Source organism: Edaphobacter modestus (assembly GCF_004217555.1).
GTDB classification, from domain to species: Bacteria; Acidobacteriota; Terriglobia; order Terriglobales; family Acidobacteriaceae; genus Edaphobacter; species Edaphobacter modestus.
Map to the genome: position 1 here is coordinate 4,660,442 of NZ_SHKW01000001.1, position 20,974 is coordinate 4,681,415.

At 59.3% G+C, this 20,974-nt stretch carries 17 protein-coding genes; 9 read left to right on the top strand and 8 right to left on the bottom strand.

The annotated features are described in order from the left end of the window. Window positions 1–280: 280 nt before the first annotated feature. A complete protein-coding gene (locus BDD14_RS19705; RefSeq protein ID WP_130423388.1) occupies window positions 281–1,816 on the bottom strand; it encodes a fumarate hydratase in 1,536 nt (511 codons plus the stop codon). Window positions 1,817–1,936: 120 nt separating this feature from the next. Here BDD14_RS19705 and BDD14_RS19710 point away from each other — a divergent pair, with 120 nt between their 5' ends. Then, window positions 1,937–3,337 (top strand): aspartate ammonia-lyase, encoded by a 1,401-nt coding sequence (locus BDD14_RS19710; RefSeq protein WP_130420466.1) that lies wholly within the window; start codon window positions 1,937–1,939, stop codon window positions 3,335–3,337. Between the two features lie 34 nt (window positions 3,338–3,371). Here BDD14_RS19710 and BDD14_RS19715 read toward each other — a convergent pair whose 3' ends face one another. Further along, a complete protein-coding gene (locus tag BDD14_RS19715; RefSeq protein WP_130420468.1) occupies window positions 3,372–4,055 on the bottom strand; it encodes an outer membrane protein in 684 nt (227 codons plus the stop codon). A 161-nt stretch (window positions 4,056–4,216) separates the two neighbouring features. On the opposite strand from BDD14_RS19715, the gene BDD14_RS19720 reads away from it, so the two are divergent. After that, window positions 4,217–4,765, top strand: a complete 549-nt coding sequence (locus BDD14_RS19720; protein WP_130420470.1) for a c-type cytochrome — start codon at window positions 4,217–4,219, stop codon at window positions 4,763–4,765. A gap of 71 nt (window positions 4,766–4,836) precedes the next feature. Here the strand turns inward: BDD14_RS19720 and BDD14_RS19725 are convergent, their stop codons facing one another. Next, on the bottom strand, window positions 4,837–6,063 hold the full coding sequence (locus BDD14_RS19725) for a DUF481 domain-containing protein (protein ID WP_242618073.1): 1,227 nt from the start codon (window positions 6,061–6,063) through the stop codon (window positions 4,837–4,839). A gap of 418 nt (window positions 6,064–6,481) precedes the next feature. Here BDD14_RS19725 and BDD14_RS19730 point away from each other — a divergent pair, with 418 nt between their 5' ends. The 3 genes from BDD14_RS19730 (at window position 6,482) to BDD14_RS19740 (ending at window position 9,892) form a co-directional block, all read left to right on the top strand. Next, complete coding sequence (locus BDD14_RS19730; protein ID WP_130420472.1) at window positions 6,482–7,210, top strand: GvpL/GvpF family gas vesicle protein; 729 nt, start codon at window positions 6,482–6,484, stop codon at window positions 7,208–7,210. A gap of 226 nt (window positions 7,211–7,436) precedes the next feature. Further along, the gene (locus tag BDD14_RS19735) at window positions 7,437–9,050 is read left to right on the top strand and encodes an OmpA family protein (protein WP_130420474.1); all 1,614 of its coding nucleotides are present in this window, start codon (window positions 7,437–7,439) and stop codon (window positions 9,048–9,050) included. Between the two features lie 68 nt (window positions 9,051–9,118). Then, the gene (locus BDD14_RS19740) at window positions 9,119–9,892 is read left to right on the top strand and encodes an SDR family NAD(P)-dependent oxidoreductase (RefSeq protein WP_130420476.1); all 774 of its coding nucleotides are present in this window, start codon (window positions 9,119–9,121) and stop codon (window positions 9,890–9,892) included. Between the two features lie 65 nt (window positions 9,893–9,957). Here BDD14_RS19740 and BDD14_RS19745 read toward each other — a convergent pair whose 3' ends face one another. Then, window positions 9,958–10,206, bottom strand: a complete 249-nt coding sequence (locus tag BDD14_RS19745) for a hypothetical protein (protein WP_242618074.1) — start codon at window positions 10,204–10,206, stop codon at window positions 9,958–9,960. A gap of 196 nt (window positions 10,207–10,402) precedes the next feature. Between BDD14_RS19745 and BDD14_RS19750 the strand changes: the two genes are divergently transcribed. After that, the gene (locus BDD14_RS19750) at window positions 10,403–11,344 is read left to right on the top strand and encodes an ABC transporter ATP-binding protein (RefSeq protein ID WP_130420478.1); all 942 of its coding nucleotides are present in this window, start codon (window positions 10,403–10,405) and stop codon (window positions 11,342–11,344) included. Window positions 11,345–11,357: 13 nt separating this feature from the next. Further along, window positions 11,358–12,221 (top strand): ABC transporter permease, encoded by an 864-nt coding sequence (locus BDD14_RS19755; RefSeq protein ID WP_130420480.1) that lies wholly within the window; start codon window positions 11,358–11,360, stop codon window positions 12,219–12,221. 13 nt (window positions 12,222–12,234) lie between these two features. Here the strand turns inward: BDD14_RS19755 and BDD14_RS19760 are convergent, their stop codons facing one another. From BDD14_RS19760 to BDD14_RS19770, 3 genes are read right to left on the bottom strand one after another with little or no spacing between them, the layout of a single operon-like run. Next, window positions 12,235–13,260, bottom strand: a complete 1,026-nt coding sequence (locus BDD14_RS19760) for a YpdA family putative bacillithiol disulfide reductase (protein ID WP_130420482.1) — start codon at window positions 13,258–13,260, stop codon at window positions 12,235–12,237. A gap of 45 nt (window positions 13,261–13,305) precedes the next feature. Continuing rightward, complete coding sequence (locus tag BDD14_RS19765) at window positions 13,306–14,013, bottom strand: response regulator (RefSeq protein WP_130420484.1); 708 nt, start codon at window positions 14,011–14,013, stop codon at window positions 13,306–13,308. Continuing rightward, window positions 14,010–14,789, bottom strand: a complete 780-nt coding sequence (locus tag BDD14_RS19770) for a response regulator (RefSeq protein WP_130420486.1) — start codon at window positions 14,787–14,789, stop codon at window positions 14,010–14,012. Before BDD14_RS19770 ends, BDD14_RS19765 begins: the two co-directional genes overlap by 4 nt. Before the next feature lie 65 nt (window positions 14,790–14,854). On the opposite strand from BDD14_RS19770, the gene BDD14_RS19775 reads away from it, so the two are divergent. Next, on the top strand, window positions 14,855–16,984 hold the full coding sequence (locus BDD14_RS19775; protein WP_165420169.1) for a DUF2339 domain-containing protein: 2,130 nt from the start codon (window positions 14,855–14,857) through the stop codon (window positions 16,982–16,984). Continuing rightward, on the top strand, window positions 16,981–18,273 hold the full coding sequence (locus BDD14_RS19780; RefSeq protein ID WP_130420490.1) for a hypothetical protein: 1,293 nt from the start codon (window positions 16,981–16,983) through the stop codon (window positions 18,271–18,273). Before BDD14_RS19775 ends, BDD14_RS19780 begins: the two co-directional genes overlap by 4 nt. 20 nt (window positions 18,274–18,293) lie before the next feature. On the opposite strand, the gene BDD14_RS19785 is transcribed toward BDD14_RS19780, so the two are convergent. Continuing rightward, on the bottom strand, window positions 18,294–20,954 hold the full coding sequence (locus tag BDD14_RS19785; RefSeq protein WP_130420492.1) for a DNA translocase FtsK: 2,661 nt from the start codon (window positions 20,952–20,954) through the stop codon (window positions 18,294–18,296). Window positions 20,955–20,974: the final 20 nt, after the last annotated feature.

Sequence of the window (20,974 nt, forward strand, 5' to 3'; positions counted from 1 at the left end):
TTTTTGCAGGATGCCTGCCGAGTCCAAAACCAGGAAACCTGTCAAGCGGAAAGAACAGCAAGCCTAATAAAATCAGCAAGATAAATTTGCCGATTAGTTTCTCCTCTCCTGCTATCCTGTAAGCGGAATCAAAAATGGCTCACGGATTCGATCCGTGAGCCATTCCCTTTAGAATCAAGATTTTAGCAATTAAGCCCTTTATTTACAATATTTTACCCTGTTTGAATCGCGTAACTTAATGAAAACAAGAACTTTATAAAAACAGGGGGGTAGGGGCCCTCTACTGAAGAATCGGAACCCCGCCCAGCCCGCCTGCGATCCGGGCCTTCCACTCCGCCGGTCCGGTCTGGTGAACGCTCACGCCCTTTGAGTCCACGGCAACGGTCACCGGCATATCGACGACCTCGAACTCGTAGATCGCCTCCATGCCCAGGTCGCCGAAGCCCAGCAGCTTCGAGCTGCGAATGGCCTTCGAGACCAGATATGCCGCGCCACCGACCGCCATCAGGTACACGGCTTCGTGCTCCTTGATGGCATCGATCGCGACCGGTCCACGCTCGGCCTTGCCGATCATGCCCAGCAGCCCGGTCTCCGCCAGCATCTGCCGTGTGAACTTGTCCATGCGCGTAGCCGTCGTCGGTCCCGCAGGTCCGACTGCCTCGTCACGCACCGCATCGACCGGCCCAACGTAGTAGATGAACCGGTTCTTGAAGTCGACGGGAAGCTTCTCGCTACGGTTCAACATATCGGTCATGCGCTTATGGGCCGCGTCGCGACCCGTCAACAGCTTGCCGTTCAGCAGCAGCACCTCGCCCGGCTTCCACGTCTTCACCTCGTCGTGCGTGACGGTATCGAGATTCACCCGCCGCGCCTTCGAGGTGTCATAGGTCAGCTCCGGCCATACATCGAGCGACGGAGGATCGAGCGCCACCGGCCCCGAGCCGTCCAGATGAACATGCGCATGTCGCGTCGCCGCGCAGTTTGGAATCATCGCCACCGGCAGGTTCGCCGCGTGCGTCGGATAGTCCATGATCTTGATGTCGAGGACCGTCGTCAGGCCGCCCAGTCCCTGCGCGCCGATGCCCAGCTGGTTGATCTTGTTGTAAAGCTCGATCCGCAGCTCCTCGATCTTGTTCTTCGGCCCCCGAGCAATCAGCTCCTGCATGTCGATCGGGTCCATCAGGGACTCCTTCGCCATCACCATCGCCTTCTCCGCCGTTCCGCCAATGCCGATTCCCAGCATCCCCGGCGGACACCAGCCCGCACCCATCGTCGGCACCGTCTTCACCACCCAGTCGACGATAGAATCCGACGGATTCAGCATCACGAATTTGCTCTTGGCCTCCGAACCGCCGCCCTTGGCCGCGACCGTCACGTCCACATCGCCGCCCTCGACCATCTCCACCGAGACCACCGCTGGCGTATTGTCACCAGTGTTCTTGCGCGAGAACGCCGGATCGGCCAGAATGCTCGCCCGCAGCTTGTTGTCCGGATGGTTGTAAGCGCGGCGCACGCCCTCATCGACCATCTGCTGGACGGTCATCAGCGGCTTGCCGTCGTTGTCCCAGCGAGCCTCCATCCCGACCTTCACAAAGGCGGTAACGATGCCCGTATCCTGGCAGACCGGCCGATGCCCCTCGGCGCACATGCGCGAGTTGATCAGGATCTGCGCCATCGCATCCTTGGCCGCCGGAGACTGCTCCAGCTCATAGGCGCGCGTAAGGTTGGTGATGAAGTCCTCAGGGTGGTAGTAGCTGATGTACTGAAGCGCGTCAGCGACAGACTGAATGAAATCGGATTGCTTGATCGTGGCCATGAATGCAACTGTTCCTTGAGCGCTTCGAATCTTCGATGCGCTCAATTCTAGGATGTCTTACGCACCGTTGTCTCATCCCAGTCTCAGAACGACCGCATCTAATTGGTGAGAGGAACGCAGATGTCCGATATCCGTACCGAAAACGATTCCTTAGGTGCAGTCGAAGTCCCCGCCGAAGCCCTCTACGGTGCCCAGACTACCCGCGCCGTCGCCAACTTCCCCATCAGCGGCCTCAAGGCCAATCACTTCCTCATCCGCGCCCTCGCAATGATCAAGTTCGCCGCAGCCGAGGCCAACGCCGAGCTCGGCCTGATCACCCCCGAGCAGGGAAGCGCCATCGCCCAGGCCGCGCAGGAGGTTCTCGACGGAAAGCACCACGATCACTTCGTCGTCGATGTCTTTCAGGCGGGAGCGGGCGTGAGCCTGCACATGAACACCAATGAGGTGCTGGCCAACCGCGCGAACCAGATCTTCGGCGAGGAGCTTGGCAGCTACAAAAAGGTTCATCCGAATGACCATGTGAACTATGGGCAATCGACCAACGATGTCTTTCCCACGGCCATGCGGCTGAGTGCGCTGCTGGCTCTCGAAGAGCTGTATTCGGTGCTGGAAGGGCTTGCCGGGAGTTTTGCGGCGAAGGCCGACGAGTTCAAGGACATCCTCAAGGCTGGCCGTACGCACATGCAGGATGCTGTTCCAATCACTCTCGGCCAGGAGTTCGCCGCCTACGCCGTAGCCGTCCGCGAAGCCTCAGCTTCCATCCGGCGCAACGCCGTTACGCTGCACTCGCTGGGTCTGGGAGGCTCGGCCGTCGGAACCGGCCTCAACACTCATCCGCAATACCGCGAGAAGGCCGTTGCCAAGTTGGCCCGCATCGCCAGGCTCGAACTGCACCCCGCCTACGACCTCCGCTATGCGATGCAGTCCTGTGCCCCCATGGCCGAGGTCTCAGGCGCGCTGCGCACGCTCGCGCTCGAGATGATCCGAATCTCGAACGACCTGCGTCTGCTCTCCTCAGGCCCGAACACCGGTTTTAACGAGATCCTCCTGCCCAGCCTGCAGCCCGGTTCCAGCATCATGCCCGGCAAGGTGAACCCCGTGCTGGCGGAGCTGACCGCGATGGTCGCCTTCCAGGTGATCGGCAACGACACCGCGACCGCGATGGCGGTCCAGGCCGGGCAGCTCGAGCTGAACGTGATGATGCCTGCGATGGCGCATGCAACCCTGCAGTCGATCACGATTCTGACCAACACGCTGCGCGAACTGGAGGTGCACTGCATCCGCGGGATCACGGCGAACCGGGAGCGCAATGCCTTCTACGCCTCCAGCACCATCGCCCTCGCAACCGCGCTCAACCCCTACATCGGCTATCGCAAGGCAGCCGAATTGGTGAAGGAGTCCGTCGCTTCAGGCCGCTCGATCGTCGATCTGGCGCGGGAGAAGAAGCTGCTCAGCGAAGAACAGATCGCCGAGATCCTCGATCCCAAAAACATGACCGAACCTCACGCCAGAATCTCCTGACGGCGAGGTTCGGTCACTGGTTCCGAGAAAAGCGCTACTTGATGCGGCCGAATCGATAGACGATACCGAGATTCACGCCCAGGTTGTTCTGGATGGTCCCGCCCCAGGTCGAGCCCAGGTACGTTGGAGTGATTCGCATGGCCAGGTTCGGATAGAAGTTGTAGTCCAGGTTCACGCCCGCCGAGAAGACCGCGCGGGTCTGGGAAGGCCATAACCCGAGATCTTCGGCCGGGATTCCCTTCGATCCGCTGTCGAACTTGCCGATTCCCGCGCCTGCCGTGCCAAAGACGCTCGCCGACATCTTCTCCCTGAGGTAAAAGCGATAGAGAGGGCCGCCCATAAAGGTGTACTGAGAGATCTGCGGATTCTGGATGTTGAATTGGGTATTGCCGACCTTGGCGTTGCCGAAGGCGCCGCGAACATCGCCGATGATGCCAAACTTCGGATTCATGAAGCGGGTTCCGGACATCCAGAAGGTAACCTCGTTGTTCCTCTGGAGATCTTCGCCGGAGCGGAAGCGAAGATAGCCTCCACCGCCGCCTACCTCCCACTTGTGGGAGTAGGTGTCCTGAATGGTGCGCTCGATGCGCGCTCTACGATTGGCATTGGTCTCTCGCCTGCGCGAAAACTGGGCCTGAAGGGGAGTGGATCCGCTGACAACGAACAAGGCAGCCAGCGCGGCTGCCGCACACTTCACACTGAACCTGAAACCGAACATCAACGATTACTCCTGCACTAGCTGGGCTCTTGCTAAGGTGGAACTTGGGGCGCGAGGGCCGGAACTCGACCGCGGGCCAACTCTTATTAGAACATCCGCAGCATCCGTAGGGCGGAGACAACGAATTTTCCATCGCGAATTACTCCGGAAAGGTTTTGATTATGGCGAAAAAAAGTAGTGGCGGAGGTTTCGGCAAGCTGCTTCTGGGATTTGTTCTGGGGGTTGCCGCTGTCGCTGCCGGGGGCTACGCCTATCTGTACTTCGGAAAGCTGCCGGTTGCCGTGAGCGATGCGACCTTTCCGCTCGAGAAGCAACTGGTCGGGATTCCCCTGCACAACCGCATCGACAGCGAGAAGAAAGACCCTCCCTTCGGCATCAGCGAGGACGTCTTCGAAGGCGGAGCCAGAGTGTATCGGGCACAGTGCGCAGCCTGCCATGGGACACCGGGGCACGATGTGGGGTATGCGAAGTACATGTATCCCTCCGCTCCCCCGCTCTGGAAGAAGCATGGGAGCAAAGGCGTCGTCGGTGTCAGCGACGATGAACCTGGCGAGACGTACTGGAGAGTCGCGAACGGAATCCGGCTGACGGGCATGCCCGCCTTCAAGCACGTTCTCTCCGATACGCAGATGTGGCAGGTCAGTCTTCTGCTGAAAAACGCCGACAAGGAGATTCCAGATCCGGTAGAACGCATCCTGCAAGGCCGATAAAGACTGTCTTAAACGACGAAACGCGGTCAGAAGTTCCTCCGGACCGCGTTTCTCTTTCTTTCACTCAGAGTCTAGTGGAAAGAGTAGGTCACACCCGTGACGAACTGGAGACTGTTTTTGTTGAAGCCGAAGGCCGGATTGTTCAGGTAGTTGTCCAGAAGGTTCACGCTCAGGCTGAAGTGGTGATAGACCGGAAGCGCCAGACCGAGGACACCGATCGCAGACCAGGCGTTCGTGTTGTTCCACGACTGGATGTACGTGCCGCTGTGGGTAAGCAGGATCTTACCTGGAAGCGTGCGCTTGTAGGCTTCCCCGAATGTGGAGCCAATCAGGTTCTGGTCGGGAGTCAGCGGAAGCAGTGGCGCAGGGGGAGCGGGCTGGACGGGCTGGATGAACTTCTGCTGCTGATAGTGGATATCTGTCTTCACATCGAACTGGTGTACGGCGGTTTGAAAGACGGTGTAACCGACGCCCACACCGTAGATCTGCTGAAAGTTCAGGCCCTGGGCGAAGTTGTGATCGTACGACAGGCCACCCAGCATGTAGAAACGCGGGGTGAAGTACTTGTCGTGCTCAAAGTCCGTGTGAAAGATGCTGGTCTTCGCTTCCGCGGCGGCCAGGCCGGTGGGATTGGGAACGACCGGCTGGGTCAGCTTGCCATAGGTCTCCAGCAGGTTGAAGGTGGTTCGGGTACGCGGCGGAAGATAGGCAACCGAAGGGATCGCACGAACGAGCGCGAGCGCGGCTGTGTAATTCTGCCCATAGGTGGTGGACTGCAGCACGGTCGCGCCGCCCGTCACCGATCCATTCCACCCGCGGAAGAAGCCGGGATTGCCGTTCAGCTCCTTGTTGTAGGTCCCGCCATCGACGATGTAGCCGACATCCTTGCCGGCAATGGTCTCGGTCGTTCCACTGGGAGCCGTTGTCTTCACTGCACCGTCTTCCACGGCGAGGCTCTCTGGCTGCTTCGGGGTGCGGGTGACCTTTTCGTCTTTCTTCAGGATAACGAAGTTGCTGCTGGAGCGCAGCTCCTTGACCTTGTCCAGGGAGACGGTGATCTCACCTACGGCGTCGCTCTGGAAGACGATTTCGTCGCCGATGCTGTGCTCGAATTTTCCGGTCAGCTGGTCGCCGTTTTTAAAGATGATGACATCGGGCGCTGAAGCGGCTGGCTTATCCTGTGCGCGCATAACCGAGGGAATGCCGATGGCCAGAAGGCTAACCATCGCGAGGTTGCGAAGCCAGCACCGCCCTCTTTGCTGAGACAGAATGAGACGAGACTTCAGATTTACGGTCATTGATTCCGCTTTGCCTTGCTGTGTAAAGATTTACGTCCGGGTGACAGGGGGTTGGACACGCTTTTTGCATTCCGGGTTGGCTGTAAGTGGCGGAAATTTCGCGGGCAGCCTCGTGTCTGGCGAGGATCTCTTTTTGAAGCGTGAAAGACAGCAGAACGAAACCTGACGAAAGCAGAAGGGGGGGATGCCCGTGCTCTGCTTTCGTTGCATTTTTTTAGGCAAAAATATCTTGCCAATCGTCATTCAATCGGCTTAGTATCCGTTTCGGCTTCGGCACAGTGCGCTTCTCGCTCATGTGTGCAGAAGGCGAAAGTGTCGCAGAAGAGATGTCCAAATCTTTCGTTTCAGTGTGAATTGCATCATCAACTGCCTGACAGGGCAGCTTAAGCCCTGCCTGCGCCATGGGAAGGTAAAAACGATGGCATGGTACGCTTATTGCATTGCAGAAAGACAGGCCTTTCCGGAACTTTGCCGGCATCGTCGTCCGATGCCGCTTACCGGAGTCACGGGTCTGTTCGGTAACCAGACGTTTCTCTTTCCAGCCAGCGATCTTGCGGTAATTGTCTCCGAGCACAACGCGGAAGACAGCGCGCGGATGGACCAACAGTCCCAGAAAGACCACGCTCGCGTCATTGCTGACTGCTTCAAGCACTCCACGGTCCTGCCTTTCCGTTTCGGAACCACCTTTCAGGACGACGACGCTCTGCGGCGCTCGGTCCGCTCCAACCAGCGTCACTTCCTTGCCAATGTCGAGCGTCTTCGCGGCAAGGCCGAGATGCATTTGAAGGTCCTGGTCGACGATACGTGCCCAGGCAATACGCTTCGCGACATGACGGTCGGCCAGCAGTACCTGACGAGTCTTCGAGAGAGCGCCAGTCGGCAGCGCGAGCGTCAGTCGCGGGCACGGGCTCTGTCGGTCCAGATGCATCGCATGTTCCTTCCGCTGGCAGAGGAGATCACCTGCAGGCGAATGGAGTCGGGCAAGATGCTTCTCGATATCGCTCACCTGATCGATAACAAGACCATCGAGCGCTACCAGAACAAATACACCTCGGCGATGCAGCAGATGAAAGAATGCCAGATGCAGCTATCCGGCCCCTGGCCTCCGTATCATTTCGTCCAGCGAACCAACACCCACTCGGCATGACCGGAACCGAGGGAGCGAATCCTCTGCCCGTTTGGCAGAGGATTCGCTCCTTTTTCTTTGGGTAAGCGCCCTGATGGAACCATCCTTCCCTAAGCTCCGTCTGGTTTCCGCGAGACTACTTTTTCTCCCGCCGGGGCATCGCACCATAGAAGGGGCAGATCGCGGCGAATGCGAAGTTCTTCGCGCTCAAATGTGTGCCTATGCCTAGGGACGAAGGAGAACGTGAATGCTGAAGATGAAGCGTCGAGCAGTAGTTGGCGCATTTGTGCTTGCCATGGTTGGATTTTCGCCGTTGGTTGCGGCCAGGCTGACGGCCCAGGAACCGAACCCGATGGCGCAACAGACGCCCCCGGACGACAACAAGATCACCAAGGAGTCCGAAGGGGTCTATCTTTATCGAGTCAAGGTTGTGCAACGCGATCTGGACGCGGTGAATTATCTGCACCGCAGCGGCTCCACCCGGATCGCGTTTAAAGGGACTCCGCTGCTTCCCCTGGCCAAGGGGGATGCCAAGGTAACGAGCGAGCGCGGAGGCATCACGATCGAAGCTCGATTCGAAGGACTGACTCCCGCCAACGGCTTCGGCCGGGAGTATCTGACGTATGTGCTGTGGGCCATCACGCCGGACGGGAGACCGAACAATCTGGGCGAGGTGCTTCCGGCAGGGACAAAAAATAACATCACCGTGACGACGGCGCTGCAGTCGTTTGGACTGATCGTCACGGCCGAGCCTTACTTTTCAGTGACACAGCCGAGCGATCTGGTCGTGCTCGAGAATCACATTATTGAGGATCGGACGACAGGCGTATTGGAAAAGGTGAACGCCCATTACGTGTTGCTGCCCCGAGGCACTTATGCCGAGACTGCAGGCGCCAAGTCGGTCCTCGATCCAATTACGCGCGACGAAAAGATGCCGCTCGAGTTGTATGAGGCGAACAATGCGCTTCGGATCGCGCAGCAGGCGGGCGCGGAAAAATACGCCGCGGACATTTATAAGGAGACGACGCTTGACCTGAGGAACGCCACCGATATTCTGACCGGGAAAAAACCTGACACCAAGATGGGGATCACGTACGCCCGTCAAGCAGTGCAGCGGGCCGAGGACGCGCGGTTGGTAACCCTTCGTCGACAGGCTGCCGAGCGCCAGCACAATGAGGAGGTGGCTCGTCAGCAGGCCCAGCTTGAGGCGCAGCAATCGGCGCTCGATGCGGAACGCGCGAGAGCCGCGCAGGCGCAGGCTGATGCGGAACGCGCCCGCGCCGAAGCCACTGCGGCCCAGGCCCAGGCCCAGGCTGCGGAGGCGACCAAGAGCGCCGACAGCGCCCGGCAAGCGCGTGAGCGTCTGCGTGCTCAGCTCAACAGCGTCCTGGCGACCAGCGAGACCGCACGCGGACTGATCGTGAACATGTCGGACGTTCTCTTCGACACTGGGAAGTACACGTTGAAGCCTGCGACGCAGATCAGTCTGGCGAAGGTTTCGGGGATTCTTCAGGCATATCCTGGCCTGAAGCTTCAGGTGGAGGGATACACCGACAGCACCGGCAGTCCGGAGTTCAACCAGAAGCTATCAGAAAACCGTGCCGGAGCCGTCCGCGACTTTCTTATGACCGAGGGCGTCCAGGTGGACAATATTGTTGCGACCGGATACGGCATGGCCAAGCCGGTGGCCGACAACAACACCGCACAGGGCCGCGCGCTGAACCGGAGGGTGCAACTGGTCGTCTCAGGCGATGCAATTGGGGTGCAGCAGAAAGGGCCGGATGCAGACGCCGCTCCTGCGCCTGCTCCTGCTCCTGCGCCCGAGACACCGACTCGGGGAACCTCCAATCCTCCGGAATAGATTGGTTGGAATTCACAAAAAGCTGGAGAGTCTCACACGGCCCTCCAGCTTTTGTTTATAAGAGTGCTATGGGATATCTGAGCGGAAAGACGGTACTGGTAACGGGAGCGAGCTCCGGCATTGGGCGGGCAACGGCGCTGGCATTTGCACGAGAAGGATCGCGGGTGGCAGTCTGCGCCCGGCGCGTGGATCGGTTGAAGGACCTTGAAAGGGAACTAAGCGAGGCGGGTGCCGCAGCGGTCCGAAGTTTTGCTCTGGACGTTACGAAGCGAGCCGATGTCGAAGCCGCTCTGACGGGCCTTCCATCCGAGTGGAGCGGAATCGATGTGCTGGTCAATAATGCCGGCCTCAGCCGTGGCCTGACGAAGGTGTACGAGGACGATCCCCAGAACTGGGAAGAGATGATCGACACCAATATCAAGGGGCTGTTGTATGTGACTCGCGCGGTTGTGCCCGGAATGGTGGAGCGGGGCCGCGGCCATGTAATCAACATGGGGTCCACCGCCGGCTACATTACCTATGCCAATGGAGCCGTTTATTGCGCAACAAAGGCTGCGGAGAAGTCGATCAGCGAAGGATTGAAGATCGATCTGATGGGAACGGCGGTCCGCGTGACCTCGATCGATCCCGGGATGGTAGAGACGGAATTCAGCGAAATCCGCTTCCGGGGAGACACTGAGCGCGCGGCGAAGATCTATCAGAACATCACACCGCTCAAGCCGGAGGACATCGCGGATGCGATCGTATGGGCGGCTTCGCGTCCAGCACACGTCAATATTCACACGGTAGTCATGACGACGATCGACCAAGCCAACTCCGTCGTGTTTCATCGACACAGTTAACCCGGAGCTGCCGCTCGGCGCTAGTTCCCGCCAGATCACACCGGCGGAGTCAGCGCATGCGGCGGCTACATATGCACGGTCCAGCCCAGCTCGGCCAGCTTCTCCTCGATGTCGGCCAGCGCATAAGCCAGGGCTGAACGACGATGTGGGCTCGAGGTCCGCTCCGAGAGGATGCGCTCACGCTGCATCTCGAGCGCCTGGAGGCGACGCTTGCGCTCGGCGGCATCGGTGCCGGTTTCCTGCGTGTCCGGCTTCGGGGTGGCGGCCTGTGCTTGCTGTTCTTCCACGGATTTGCTCTCCCATCCACGCGACATGAAGTCATTCTACGCCGTGGAGAGGAAAACCCCGGCGAGCTTTGCAATAACCGCACAGCAATCCGTATGCTTGGAACGTCAAAAGTTATGTGTTCTGTAGTATTTCGAGCGGGCGAACGGAGACGTTCCGGGCCACCGCAATCGAGCCTTCATTATCATGTACTCTGAAGAATCGCGCATTTAGGGAGGGACCACCGTGATCGTTGAGATCGAAGGCCTGAGGAAGGTTTACGACGGCAAGCAGCGTGTGGTTGCCGTCGATGGCATCGATCTTTCGGTGCGCCCGGGCGCGCTTTACGGATTTCTTGGACCGAATGGTGCGGGTAAGACCACGACCATCAGCATTTGCACGACACGTGCCTTGCCGACTGCCGGCCGTGTTCGGATTGCAGGCATTGACGTGGTCAAGTCGCCGTCGCAGGCGAGGCGGTGTATCGGTGTGGTCCCCCAGTACAACACGCTGGACCGCGCATGTACGGTATACGAGAATATTTACTTTCATTGCCTCTATTTCGGGTTTTCGAGTGCCGATGCGAAGAAGCGGACCGACAGGCTGCTGGAACAGTTTCACCTGACCGAACGGGCGCAGGCGTATCCGGCGCAGCTCTCAGGTGGCCTGGCCCAGAGAGTCCAGATTGCGCGTGCGATTGCGCATCATCCGAAGGTTCTCTTTCTCGATGAGCCCAGCGCGGGGCTGGATCCACAGAGCCGCATCGCCATGTGGGAGGCGGTACGGAACCTTCGGGAAGAGGGAATCACCGTGGTTTTGACGACGCACTACATGGAAGAGGCTGACGAACTCTGCGATCGGGTCGCAATTATCGATCACGGCAGAATCCTTGTAGAAGACACGCCCTCGGCTCTGAAAAATTCAGTCGGTGCGCAGCGCATCTATGAACTGGACCTCCGCAATCTGCAAGGCGTCCCCCAGTTACTCGAGAAGCTCGAGCGCCAGCCCGGAGTCGCCAGTGTGGAGACCACGCAAAAGGGGTTGCGTGTCTTCGCAGGTGGAACGGAGGGTCTTTTGTCGGATGTCGTTCACGCCGCAAATCCCTACGGCCTGCGCGATTTGACCATCACCGAACCCAGCCTCGAGACGGTCTTCATCCGCCTGACGGGCCGGGAGCTTCGCGAGTAATGCCGAGATTTCTATGACTGAACTTGCCACGATCGACACCCATGCTCCCTCCACGGCCGGCGGCTCCATCAAGATGCAGTACGCTCGCGCCTTCATGGGCCTGTTTCTGCGCGACCTGCATGTCCTGCGACGGGAGATCTTTCCCTTCGTTATCCGCGTCTGCATGAACCCGATGCTGTTTCTGTTCGTCTTTACCTTCATCATGCCGCACATGAGCGATGGGGCCGCGATGAATCCCACGGCGGCGGCCATGGGCACGAACTTCAGTACGGTGCTGCTGCCCGGACTGATGGCTGTAGCCATCATGTTCAGCGGAATCGCGGCGGTCGCGCTTCCGCTCGCGCAAGAGTTCGGCATCACGCGCGAGATCGACGATCGCGTGATGTGTCCGTTGCCTGTCGCTGCGGTTGCCATCGAAAAGATCCTCTTCTCGGCGATGCAGAGCATCATTGCCGCGGCGGTTGTGTTTCCGCTCGCGTACTACATTCCTTCCACTCCGGTTGTCGCGCACGTCAACAACTGGCCCTACCTGATCGCCATCCTGGTGCTCGCTTCCATTACTTCGGGTGCGCTTGGGCTGGCGATCGGCACAACTGTGGAACCGAAGCAGATCGGTCTTATCTTCGGTGTGGTCGTAATGCCCATTACCTTTCTGGGGTGTGTCTACTATCCCTGGACAGCGCTCAGCCACATTCGCTGGCTGCAGATCGGTGTCCTGATTAATCCCATCGTCTACATGAGCGAAGGTCTGCGCTCCGCGGTGACGCCTACGCTTCCCCACATGCATCCCGCCCTGATTCTCGGCATGCTGGTTGTCTTCCTGATCCTGTTGACGTGGCTTGGAATCCGGGGATTTTTGCGCAGAGTCATCGGCTGACCTGTCCGAGAGCCTAGTCGAAGGCGGCAGCCGAGATGTTCCTTGCCAGCAGGTCCGTTGCGATCTGCTTTCCGTGAAAGCGGCCGTTTTCGATGAAGATTTCGTTTGTGCGCTCGCCCGCGATCACCACGCCGGCGAGGTAGATTCCCGGGACATTGCTTTCGAGCGTATCCGGATCGCAGGCAGGGCAGCGGTCGTTCGCCTCATCCAGCCGCACGCCGAGAGCCTCAAGAAATTTGAAGTCCGGTTGGTAGCCGGTCAGGGCGAAGACGAACTGATTCGGAAGGATGCGTTCGCCGTCCGGAGTTGCGAGGGTAACGTCGTCTTCGGTAATGCGGATGACGATGCTGGAAAAGTAGCCCGCGATTTCGCCGTTCTTGATTCGATTGTTGATATCGGGAAGAATCCAGTATTTGACGTGGCGATGCAGCTCCGGGCCGCGATGCACGAGGGTTACCCTGGCGCCGTGTCGCCACAGGTCGAGGGCCGCGATGGCTGCGGAGTTTTTGCCGCCGATGACGACGACATCAAGCCCGTAATAGGGATGTGGGTCGTTGTAGTAGTGGGAGACCTTGCTCAGCTCCTCGCCCGGGATATTCAGATAGTTGGGTAGATCGTAGTATCCGGTCGCAATTACCAGCTTTCGGGCGCGATGACTGATGGGTCTGCCAAAACGGTCCACGGTATGGATGGAGAAATCTCCATCGCTGCCGGTGACGCGCTCGACGGTCTCGTATTGTCGGACATCGAGCTCGTAATGCTCAGCTACCTTGCGGTAATACTCCAAAGCCTCATCACGTCCGGGTTTCTGATTGGGACTGGGGAAGGGGATATCCCCTATCTCCAGAAGCTCCGGAGTCGTGAAGAAGGTCATGTTCGACGGATAGTGAAACAGGGAGTTGCAGAGACAACCCTTGTCGATGAGCAGAACGGTGAATCCCGCTCGCTGCGCCTCAATGGCGCAGGCCATGCCGGTGGGACCTGCACCGATGACGGCCAGATCTGCTATCGCTTCCGAGGGGGCAGGCTGCTCGCTCATGTATTCATCTTACTGAAGGCCGGCGCGAGTTGCCTTGCCCGGCCTCTATGAGTCCAGCGAGACGAGCTTGTGTGCGATTGCGAAGAGGGCCAGCTCCAGGCGTGTGGAGACGCCGGTCTTATCGAAGATGTTCGAAAGATGGCGCTTTACCGTCTCCTCGCTGATCGTGAATTGATTCGCGACATCCTTATTGCTGCAGCCCTCGACGATGCAGGTAACTACTTCAAGCTCCCGCGGAGTAAGACCGTATGTCTTTTTCTCGGAGACGGCTGCAGCCTGCCTCATCAAGTCATTGAGAGCCGCGAGAAGATTCACTACGCGTTCACCGCCGATCCAGTAATCTCCGGCGAGCACAGCCCGCATTGCCTTGGACAGGTCGCCGGCGACTGAATCCTTCAGGATGATTCCGCGCGCTCCAATCTGCAGGGCCTCAATAATCTGCTGGGTGGAGATCGTGCTGGTCAGCAGAATGATCTTTACCCTTGGCGATCGATCCATGATGGCTCGCAAGGCCTCCAGGCCAGGCAATCGAGGCATCTGGACATCGAGTAGAAGAACATCCGGCTCAAGCTCCAGGGTTTCGGTGATGGCGACGTCACCATCACCGGCTTCGCCTACAATCTCGAATCCCGGCTCGTTCTCGAGCATGTTTCTCACGCCGAATCGAACCACTGGATGATCGTCGGCTATGACGATGCGGACCGGCGCGATTGCAGTGGATCTGGCGGCGGACTTCTTTCCGGGCTCATTCATACGCGACTTCCCCTCTTCCTCTGATCGACGACCTGCTCTCCTGCGTAGATTTTGCGTTCGCCCAATACATCCACGAGTCGATCGCAGGCCAGCAGCAATTTGTCGATCATATCTATGGTGTCAGAATTCAGGCCATTGGTCTCGATCGATTCCGCGATGGCCTGTATCTCCACCGCACCTACCATACCGCAACTTCCTTTCATTGCGTGCGCCTGCCTCCGATATTCCTGATCATCCCCTCGATGGGCGGCGTTCCGCATCGCCACAATTCGTGTTCTGGAGTCATCGGCACAAATCGCATAAAGCGTTAACAGCTTCTCTCGATCCATGGAAGCTGCAAGTATCTCGTACGTCTTTGAATTGAGAATTACGGAACCTGTCGATGTCTCCGGGGCCTCGCTTCTAACGATGGCCTCACTGGCGAGCAGCCGGTTCAAAGCGGCTATCGTGAAAGGTTTTCGCAGAAAACCGTCGAATCCAACCAGCTTCTCTCCTCGAGCTTCGCTTCCACTGATGGCGATCATGCGAGGCGAGTCACCATAGAGCGCACGCACCTTGGCCGCGAACGATGTTCCTGAGAGTCCCGGCATCTGCAGGTCCGCAAGTACTGCCTCGGGCCGAACGCGACTGTAATCACTCAGTATCTGCAAAGCCGTCTCGCCGGATTTGGCCAGCTCCACCTCGTAACCTTCTCTCGTCAGCAGCAACAGGAGTAGCTCGCGGCTCATGGAGTCGTCATCCACCACGAGAACTCTGCGAGGTCGGCGATCGGCCATGGGGGAAGAGTATCAAGTGCCAGTTTTCCATGCCACTCCATGGGCGCAGGCGGTACAGTATTTTTATGGGTCCGGAGGATCTTCCGCAAGCGCCGCAGAGTCGCGCCGATGATGTTTCAGGCGCATCCGAGCTGCGCCTGCTGACTGCACGGGTGGAAGCCCTCGAACGGGAGCTGGCCACGATGCGGTCGTCCGCAACAGGAGTTCCTTCTTCTCCAATAGCATCGCCGCCTCCACCGATACCCTCTCCTCCCATGCAGTCGCGGCCTTCCCGGGTCGCTCCAGTAGAGGCTCCGGCGGTTCCCCGTTCCTCCTCTTCGCTCGAGAATCGCCTCGGCGCGCAGGTCTTCAATCGAGTAGGCATCATCGCCCTGATGATTGGCGTGACATGGTTTCTGAAGCTTGCAATCGACAAACAATGGATCGGAGAAGTCGGGCGAATCCTTATCGGCCTGGTCGCGGGAGCAGGTGTCATCGTCTGGTCAGAGCGCTTTCGACGCAAGGGCTTTTCTACCTTCTCGTATTCGCTCAAGGCGATAGGTTCAGGAGTTCTCTATCTCACCCTCTGGGCGGCTTACCAGCTTTACCACGTGATGCCTTCAGAGGCGTGCCTGGGCGGCATGATTCTGATCACGGCATGGAACGCCTACATGGCATGGGCGCAGGACGCCGAGCTGCTTGCCGCGTATGCGCTTGCCGGAGGGCTCGCCACTCCACTTCTGCTGTCAACAGGCGGAAACCATGAAGCATTTCTCTTCACTTACCTGTTAGCGATCGACATGGCGACGGTCGCGCTGGTGCGAATCAAGCCCTGGCAGCGTCTGCTGCTTGGAGCCTTTCCGGCAACGGTCCTCTATTTCATCGCATGGTACGCGAGATTTTATGAGGAGCCGGCGTTTGCAGTGACCACCGTCTTCGCGGGTCTGTTCTTTCTGGTCTTCGCCTTCGTTCCCCTTGGTTCGAGGACTCCGGAATCCGAGCCACATTCTGGCCTCTTCCGCTCGCTCAGCCGTTTTTTTCCGGAGATTCTTCTCCCGCTCGGCAATGCAGCCTTCATCTCGCTCGCGCTGTATTCGCTTATGCAGGCCTCCGGACGCCACTGGTTTCTTCCCTGGCTGATGCTCATCCTCGCTGCGACGTACCTGCTGATGGCGCGGCTGCCGCAAGGTTCGGTTCCCGCAGCAATGCATCTTTCTCTCGCGGTCGTCTTTCTTACAATCGCGATTCCTCTCAAGGCCAGTGGTCACTGGATCACCATCGCGTGGCTCGTCGAGGGAGTCGCTCTGCTCTGGGTGTCCGCACGAGTGGCATCGTTGCCGGCTGACGCTGAGGGTAGTTCTTCGCGTTCTTCCGGTGCGGCCAGTGTTCTGCGCTGGCTCTCTGCCGGGTCGCTCGTCCTCGGTCTAGGTGGTCTGTTGGCTGTGCCTTTCTGGTTCGATGCCGGCCAGACCCTGCCCCTCTTCAATCACAACCTCGCAACCGCCCTGGTGGCTGCAGCGGCATTCGCGGCCACAGCATGGCTCGCCCTCCGAACCAGACGCATCGATCGGGTCGCCTTTCCGGCGTGGTCGCAGTTTGCCTTCCTCTCTCTGATCGCGGTGAATCTTGTCGCGGTTCTTCTTGGGCTGCGTGAGGTCGTAACGTCACGGTATGGTCCCTCGCCGCACTCGCCGTTTCTCAATGCAGACTTCGGTATGGCCCTGATGGGGCTGGTTATGCTTTCGGTTGTCGCCGCGGTTGCACTCCGCATCGCTGTCGCGGATGAGACGACTCTTCTCTGGGCGCATCTCTCTGGCGGGTCCATCATCGTCATCAACCTTCTCGCTATTTTGACCGGCGTCCGGGAGATCCAATCGCTGTGGCCCGTGACCGCGGCAAACTCCGACTCCGAGCTGCGTCGGGCTCTTGCCGTCTCCGCATTTCTCATGGCCTATGGAGCCGTTCTGCTTGCGGCCGGCTTTTGGCGTCGCACGGCGTTCATACGCTGGCAGGCGCTTATCCTCCTTGTCTTCACTATCGGCAAGACCTTTCTCTATGACATGCGCAACCTCAGCCAGGGTTATCGCGTTGTCAGCTTCCTCGGCCTGGGCGCTCTTCTGATGACCGTAAGTTTCGCCTACCAGAAGGACTGGCTTGCCCTGCGCGATTCCGGAGTGGCGCACGGACCGGAGACTTCCTCAGGGCACGAATCGTGAAGCGGCTCTCCCTGATTTTTCTGCTGCTCTGGTGCGCTGCGGCGGGTGCCGCGACACCGCCCCAGGCTGAGCGCCAATACTTCCGCTATCAGCGGGCAATTGTTCCTGCTGCCGTCGGGCAGAATTGCGCCGTGCTCGATGCGGCGACCTTCGCTCATTCTTCCGCGGCTCTCAAAGACCTGCGGCTGTATCCACAGACCGCGCAGGTGCAGGAGATTCCTTACGCTGTTACTCTCAGCGAGCCGGTCCAGCCAGACCCGGAGCCTGCCCGCGTTCTGAACCTGGGTCTGCATGGCCGCGTCCTCAGCTTCGATCTGGCGATGCCCCATCGCCCCTACACGGAGGTCGTGCTCGATCTTGCGGGAGTTGATTATATTGTGACCGCAACCGTGACAGGCATAGAGCACCCCGGTGATCCCGCAGGAATCCGGCTTGGTGAACTCACCCTCTTCGACCTCACATCGCAACATCTCTCCCGCAGCACCACGCTGCCTCTGCAGGAGTCCACCTTTCCGTATCTGCACATTCAGCTGGATGTCTCGCCTGCGCCCGGCTCTCGCAGTATTTCGCCCCTGGTCGGGATGGTGCGTGGGGCCTCTGTTCCACCCAGTCGCGATGCCCAGACGGTCTTCTCGGTCGCCGCAGAAACCCAGACCATCACCCAACGCGGACGCCAGACCATCGCCCGCTTCACCTTGCCCGTGCGTGTTCCCGTAGAGCGCGTAACCTTTGTTCTCGCGCCCGAGTTCAAGGGGAACTTCAGCCGCAATGCCTCGATCAGCGATCATGCCTCCGGCACGCCAGCTTCCGCAGGCGAGGCCCTTGCCGGCAACATCTTTCGCGTTCGTCTCACCCAGGCCGGCCGGGAGATCCATCAGCAGCGCCTCAGTATCCCCGCTACCCTTGGCTCCAATCTTCAGAGTGCAGCCGAGGTCGAAGTCGCGATCAACAATGGCGACGATCAGCCGCTTCCCATCGCTGCAGTCCGGCTCGAGATGCGCCAGCGCCGCCTCTGTTTCAACGCCTCATCGACTGACTCGCTCACGCTCTTCTACGGGGATCCATCGCTCTCTTCGCCTGACTATGACTTTGCCCGCACTGCTGTACTTACCAATCAGACACCCCAGGCGCGTCTAGGCCCAGAGCAGAAAAATCCTGTCTATAGGGAGCGTCCCGACACGCGGGCTGCGACCGAGCGCCATCCGGAGCTGGTCTGGGTAGCCTTCCTCGCTGTCGTCTGCATTCTCGGCGTTGTCGCGATTCGTTCTTCTCGGCATCTGCCGCAGTGACCTTTGCGGCGCAGGTTTTTCTACCGCATCGCCGCATCGACCTCTTTCATCCAGTTCGGCGACTTCAACAGTTCGCGCGGCTTCGATCCGTCGGCAGGACCCACCAGGCCATCGTTGTACATCATGTCGACCAGGTGCGCGGCGCGACCGTAGCCGATGCGCAGCCTGCGCTGCAGCAGGGAGGTCGATGCCTTGCCGAATTCAAAGACGAGCCGGACCGCATCGTCGTACATCGGATCGTCGGCTTCGCCATCGGAGCTGCCGTCGATGTCCTTCCCGGACTCGTCTTTCGGACCTTCGAGGAATCCTTCCACGTACTCGGCCTGGCCCTGGGCCTTCCAGAATTCGGTGACGGCTGAGATCTCTTTTTCGGTAACGAAAGGTGCATGCACGCGCTGTACGCGGCTTGTGCCCGGTGGCAGATAGAGCATGTCGCCGCGGCCAAGAAGGCTCTCAGCGCCGTTGGAATCGATAATCGTGCGCGAGTCTACCTTCGTCGCCAGACGGAAGCTCATGCGCGTAGGCACGTTGGCCTTGATGAGACCGGTAATCACGTCGACGGAAGGGCGCTGCGTCGCCAGTACCAGGTGAATTCCCACAGCACGCGCCATCTGTGCGAGCCGCGTGATCGCTTCTTCGACGTTGGCCCTGTCAAGCATCATCAGGTCGGCAAGCTCGTCGATGATGATCATGATGTAAGGCAGCGGTTCCTGATTCACGTCCTCGAAGAGATGCCCACTGCCGCTGTCGAAGAGCTTATTGAACTGATCGATATTGCGAACGTGATTCGCCGCCAGCAGCTTCAGTCGGCGCTCCATCTCGCGCACCGCATTGCGCAGCGCGTTGGCTGCAAGCTTGGCCTCGGTAATGATGGGAGTGAAGAGGTGCGGAATTCCCTCATACATGCCGAGTTCAACCCGCTTCGGGTCGACAAGGATCATGCGCACTTGTTCGGGTGTGGATTTGAACAGAACGCTCATGATCATCGCGTTGATGGCGACCGATTTACCTGAACCTGTTGAACCGGCGATCAGAACGTGCGGCATGGCCGCAAGGTCTCCAGTGACGATGCGACCATTGATGTCCTTGCCAAGAGCGATCGCAAGCCGCGACTTGGATTGAGCGAAGCTCTCGCATTCGACGACGTCGCGCAGCCAGATGGTCTCGCGCTCGGAGTTGGGGACCTGAATTCCGACCGTGGATTTTCCAGCCATTCGCTCGATCAGGATGCTCTCGGCGGCCATCGCGAGGCAGAGATCGTCAGCCAGCCCGGTGACTCGCGAATACTTCACGCCGGCATCCGGCTTGAACTCGAAGGTTGTCACGACAGGACCGGGATTGATATGGGTTACCTGCCCATCGACGTCGAACTCGGCGCACTTTTCTACAAGCACACGCGCTTCTTCGCGCAGGGCATCTTCGCGTACCGTCGCCTGCTCTTCGCTGCGATGCAGCAGCGAAGAGGGAGGAAGTTTATACCCGCGCACGCTCTTTGGCGTGATCGCCACTGCCTTGATGTCGGCATCCGCACGTCTTCCGAACGAGATGCCGCGCTCCGCCGTATCGGCAGGCACGGGAACGGGCTGGATCTCGTCGACAGGCCTCTTCAGCGCGCGCGCCGGAGCCATCTCGCGGCTGGTCACGGGTGGTGGTGTGTGCCGCTCAACCTCGGGACTGAATTCGCTGTCACCGAAGTTGGAAACGTCGTCGATTGCTCGTAGCGGTGCAGCCGCCTTCGCAAGCGCCTCAGCGTAGGGAGCCGCCGCTGCCGCTGCAGTACCCAACGGTGTCACTGGAGGAGCGTCGACCATGGTCCGCGGCATAGCCTGCCACACAGAAGATTCGGCAGCCGCAGCCCCAGTCTCCTGTTCAGCCTCAATTCGCCTGTTCTTTCTGCGACGGCTCAGCCATCCAAAAAGGCTGCCCAGCAGAGTGGGGTTTGGCTCCTTGCTTTGTGCCTGGGCTTCACGAGCTTTGTGTTCGACCAGTTCACGCTCTCGCTGCGCGCGCAGCTCGGCCCGCTCACGCTTGCTGCCGTACTGCTCCATCGGAAGATCTGCTCCGCGGCGGCTCTCTCGCCACGTCGACCATCGCTCCCAAAGTCGCTGGGCAAACCCAAAGCGCATCGTCGTCCACTCGCGAGCTGTATTGAAGGTGAAGGTCGTCGCCAGATAGAGCGAGAGCGCAACCATCAGTGCCAGGACGATGGAAGCGCCGGGAAGGTTGAGATAGGCCACCAGCATGTCGGCCAGCAGACGCCCGCTCGTTCCTTCGATCGGCAGCGCGCCGCGCCACAGCATATGACCAGGCAGAAGAGCGATCGCCGCCGGACCGAAGATAATCCACATCGCGAGTCCCACGGCCTTGGCTACGGGCGAGCCCGCAGGTCGCGACATCATCCAGCAAATTCCGAGTCTTCCAAGCACCAGGGGAAGAAAGAAAGCTGCCAGACCGATGGACTGCAACATGGCGTCGGAGATGTAAGCGCCCGTAATCCCTGTCCAGTTGTGCGCCGGACGCCCTGCAACGGAGATACCCACGGTATTGAAGGAGCGATCAGTGGGAGTGTAGCTTACCAGGGCCAGCAGAAGCAGCGCGGCAGCCACCAGTACCGTCAGGCCGATAATCTCGTTCAGGCGGCGATTGCGAGTCGGGGTCGAGACAAGTCTAAAGGTCTTCATCGGGGATTTGCGCAGCCTCT

Bases quoted from the DNA above. Each gene is read 5' to 3' on its own strand.
- BDD14_RS19705 (WP_130423388.1), bottom strand. From the start codon at position 1,816: ATGGCCACGATCAAGCAATCCGATTTCATTCAGTCTGTCGCTGACGCG.
- BDD14_RS19710 (WP_130420466.1), top strand. From the start codon at position 1,937: ATGTCCGATATCCGTACCGAAAACGATTCCTTAGGTGCAGTCGAAGTC.
- BDD14_RS19715 (WP_130420468.1), bottom strand. From the start codon at position 4,055: ATGTTCGGTTTCAGGTTCAGTGTGAAGTGTGCGGCAGCCGCGCTGGCT.
- BDD14_RS19720 (WP_130420470.1), top strand. From the start codon at position 4,217: ATGGCGAAAAAAAGTAGTGGCGGAGGTTTCGGCAAGCTGCTTCTGGGA.
- BDD14_RS19725 (WP_242618073.1), bottom strand. From the start codon at position 6,063: ATGACCGTAAATCTGAAGTCTCGTCTCATTCTGTCTCAGCAAAGAGGG.
- BDD14_RS19730 (WP_130420472.1), top strand. From the start codon at position 6,482: ATGGCATGGTACGCTTATTGCATTGCAGAAAGACAGGCCTTTCCGGAA.
- BDD14_RS19735 (WP_130420474.1), top strand. From the start codon at position 7,437: ATGCTGAAGATGAAGCGTCGAGCAGTAGTTGGCGCATTTGTGCTTGCC.
- BDD14_RS19740 (WP_130420476.1), top strand. From the start codon at position 9,119: ATGGGATATCTGAGCGGAAAGACGGTACTGGTAACGGGAGCGAGCTCC.
- BDD14_RS19745 (WP_242618074.1), bottom strand. From the start codon at position 10,206: ATGTCGCGTGGATGGGAGAGCAAATCCGTGGAAGAACAGCAAGCACAG.
- BDD14_RS19755 (WP_130420480.1), top strand. From the start codon at position 11,358: ATGACTGAACTTGCCACGATCGACACCCATGCTCCCTCCACGGCCGGC.
- BDD14_RS19760 (WP_130420482.1), bottom strand. From the start codon at position 13,260: ATGAGCGAGCAGCCTGCCCCCTCGGAAGCGATAGCAGATCTGGCCGTC.
- BDD14_RS19765 (WP_130420484.1), bottom strand. From the start codon at position 14,013: ATGAATGAGCCCGGAAAGAAGTCCGCCGCCAGATCCACTGCAATCGCG.
- BDD14_RS19770 (WP_130420486.1), bottom strand. From the start codon at position 14,789: ATGGCCGATCGCCGACCTCGCAGAGTTCTCGTGGTGGATGACGACTCC.
- BDD14_RS19775 (WP_165420169.1), top strand. From the start codon at position 14,855: ATGGGTCCGGAGGATCTTCCGCAAGCGCCGCAGAGTCGCGCCGATGAT.
- BDD14_RS19785 (WP_130420492.1), bottom strand. From the start codon at position 20,954: ATGAAGACCTTTAGACTTGTCTCGACCCCGACTCGCAATCGCCGCCTG.